General features: G+C 53.4%; 3 protein-coding genes. All 3 read right to left on the bottom strand.

What is annotated here, in order from left to right:
- Positions 1-131: 131 nt before the first annotated feature.
- On the bottom strand, positions 132-785 hold the full coding sequence (locus ACPEES_RS23045; protein ID WP_435106786.1) for a hypothetical protein: 654 nt from the start codon (positions 783-785) through the stop codon (positions 132-134).
- Positions 786-793: 8 nt separating this feature from the next.
- Entirely contained in the window at positions 794-1,924 is a 1,131-nt protein-coding gene (locus ACPEES_RS23040) for a hypothetical protein (protein ID WP_435106784.1), read from the bottom strand.
- Between the two features lie 20 nt (positions 1,925-1,944).
- On the bottom strand, positions 1,945-3,024 hold a 1,080-nt coding region (locus ACPEES_RS23035; protein ID WP_435106782.1), incomplete at its 5' end, for a hypothetical protein.

Here is a 3,024-nt window from a genome sequence, read left to right as displayed (position 1 = left end):
GCAGGCCGCGTATCGCCCCTTTCAGGACGCCCAGACTTTGACGCAGTGGCAACGCAATTGGCCCGAGACTCCCCGCCTGTCAGGTCCCGGTTTCCGCTCCTGTTTTCTGCTCCTTGATACCAAGATTTAGATCACGGAATTTCAATTTTCACAAAGTCTGTACCCTCGTCAACGGTCACTACACCCGATCCAACATGATATTGGTCGTCTTCTTCCACCCAAAGAGACGCGAAATATCGATAGCTACCATTTGGCCATCCGTATACCGAGTATTTGTCGGTCATGTGGTACATAACCTCCATAAACTTCAGACCATAACTAGAATTGCCATCATCAACCCCAAACAACACCACAGTATTCAGGTTATTACTATAGTCGATCTCCTCGCCCTGACTATATACTCTAATTTTAAAACTCCTATTACCTTCAGTTCTTTCAATTGGCTCCCTTTGCGAAACAGTAATACTATTATCTACTCGGGCAACAGCATACCTGACCACGAACTCATCGGGGCGCCCGTTATCGACCAAGATCGCAATCTGCGAGGCCTCACTATCTTCTGTGTTGACAAAAAACCCGCCTCTATTATCTGACACACCCTCCCAGAGGATCTTCCATTCGGTATTCGCGTCAGGAAAATATGGCCGACCAACCTGCGCAACCACGACCCCAGCCTGCACGGGTTCACCATTCGCCCCCAAAACCTTACCTTTTAGCTCCGCAGCGTCCACAACAGAAAAATTTACGACAACCACTAAAACCGCAAGCAAACGCTCTTTTATCATACCTCGTTTCACTCCTGCTCTTTACCCATCTCAAAAAAACGCTCCGTGCGCCGAAGATGCCTCCGAACTTCCGACTCTCCAAACATTGACACGAATCCGGAATAAGCGGTAGAACCAGCCACCACCTCAGAAAAGGCATCTACAATTATTTCAACCGACTGAGCTGAGTCTGCACTATTAAGGGCACCCCCACATTTAATATACCCTTCAGCACGCAAATGATCTTCCATGTCGACATAGTGAAGCATTAGAAGAGTGTCATTGACAACATTGTAACTCCCATAATCACCAGCAGGATCAAGCCGTTTTAACTCTACTATATCGTGTGCACGCCGCAGCACCGAGTCACCAGGATTTCGAGCCAAATCGACCAACCTGTTCGTAAAATGATTATTAACGCACTGGTACTTGCAGCGTTGATGAAACCCTTCCTCTTTTGGGTCCGAGAAACTCGAATAGTCGAGAAACGATCTGCTCAATCGGTCGCATATTCGCGTCGCCACCGCGTCCTCAAGCGCCAAATACTTTGAGAAGGCTGGATCCTGAAACACACCTGCCTCACCCTGCAGCCCCCGAATAATCTCTTGCCGCTCCTCGCAATCGTCAATAAAAAATTTTAGCGGCAAGGTCTTTTGCGATACTCCTGCTCCACTACTATTGCTGCGCAACTCGAACGTCGCGAAGAAATTGGCGCCACGGCGATCAACGTCCACCTTTCCGCCATTACTAGCTAGCTCCCAGGAGTAAACCCCGTATTCCATTGGGCTACCGTATGTGGGTGTCACCGGTTGTCGCCAGACCTGCTGACCGCTCTCAGCTTCGATCACGAGCTCGGCAGCAACTCCCAAGTCAGTGGCAACAGAGGATTCAGACACGCCGGCAACGCCGTAGACAAAGTCAATCCGGTCGCCCACGCCACTATAGCCGCAATACTCACTCGCCTCGTCAGGATACGGCTGGAAATCGCAACCGTGCTGCGTCCCCTCGAGGCCAATCGGATTCCCGCAGCCGTCCTTTACCTTCCCCTCAAGGACCCCGACACGAACGAGATCCTTCACCAGTTTTCCGGCGAGAGTGTCTCGAGGAGAGACTGTGATCAAGGCGGAAACAATAACTATCAACAATGTTGTGATGCGCATTTTTCTGCCTTACAAGCTCCTTAGGGAGTTAACGGTGCCAGGTTCGCTTCGAGCCGGAGGCGTGATTGGGCATCGGCGCTTCGTACCGCCTCGACGTAGAGCTCGACCTCATGAACCCCACTGCGGAAGCCAAGCTCCTCCGCTGGAATGGGCGTCCCTGGGGGGATATAGTCACCGCCGTCGAGGATGTTGTCGACGTCGCGACCCCGATCACCTTGCTTTCGCCAGATCCGAAAGATGCCCGCAGGTAGATGAATAGAACGCCCCGAGGCGTCGTCAATTATCGAGACTTGAGACGGATCCGAGGCTCGATACTGAAAGACGATCGCTGCCGTCGCGGGTTCCACGAAGTCAGGTAGCTCCAGAACGACGGGCGCGAAGAGATCACTGCCGTCAAAGTCGATCGGATCCAGGAGGCCGTCACCGTCAGAATCCTTGGTGTGCACCACCATCAGCTTTCCGGGCTGAAGCGGGATCGGAGTGTTCTCGATTTCATCCTCTTTAACGGATCGATCGGGCGCGCCGTAACCGTTGTCGTTATCTGAATCGATATCCAGATCGACGTCCACGACATATTCCCACAATATGTTTTCTGAATCCTCGTTACCGAGGAGGCGAATGGCGATAAAATCGTCCGACTCTATATGCTCAAGGAAGGAAAGGTCGTCGAAGACGATTGTGCCGTCGCTGCCAACGGTGAACGTTGCATACCGTTCTTCGCCGGCAATCTCGAATACGAGAGTCCGTTCAGGGCCTAATGATTCGAGGGCAGGAAACTCGGGTTCCTCCAACTCATACGTCAGGAGAAGCCGGAGCACATCCGAGTCGAGGTCGACCTGTGCCGACTCGTCAGAAAGATCGATGACATTGATTGGTTGCCCGGTACCGTCGTCCAACTGCACGGAATTGACCTGGAGGTCGAACACGGAGAACTGCATCTCCGGGCGGTAGACCCAGGCGTAGGCGGGCGCGGCGTCGTCGGGGAGGTCGGCGTTGGGGTCGGCGCGCTGTTCGCGCGCGAGTGCGTTCGCCCGCGCCCGGCTGGCGGGTTCGTCGTAGAGCGCCACTTTCATCGGCACGGCGTTGGCGGGCCGGTAGGC

It is taken from the genome of Arhodomonas sp. AD133 (assembly GCF_051195215.1).
Taxonomy (GTDB): domain Bacteria; phylum Pseudomonadota; class Gammaproteobacteria; order Nitrococcales; family Nitrococcaceae; genus Arhodomonas.
The sequence above is the reverse complement of the archived record's forward strand: the minus strand, read 5'-3'. Positions and strand labels throughout refer to the sequence as shown.

What these genes read in the sequence shown, in the direction of transcription:
- ACPEES_RS23045 (WP_435106786.1), bottom strand. Translation starts at nt 785, where the DNA reads ATGATAAAAGAGCGTTTGCTTGCGGTTTTAGTGGTTGTCGTAAATTTT.
- ACPEES_RS23040 (WP_435106784.1), bottom strand. Translation starts at nt 1,924, where the DNA reads ATGCGCATCACAACATTGTTGATAGTTATTGTTTCCGCCTTGATCACA.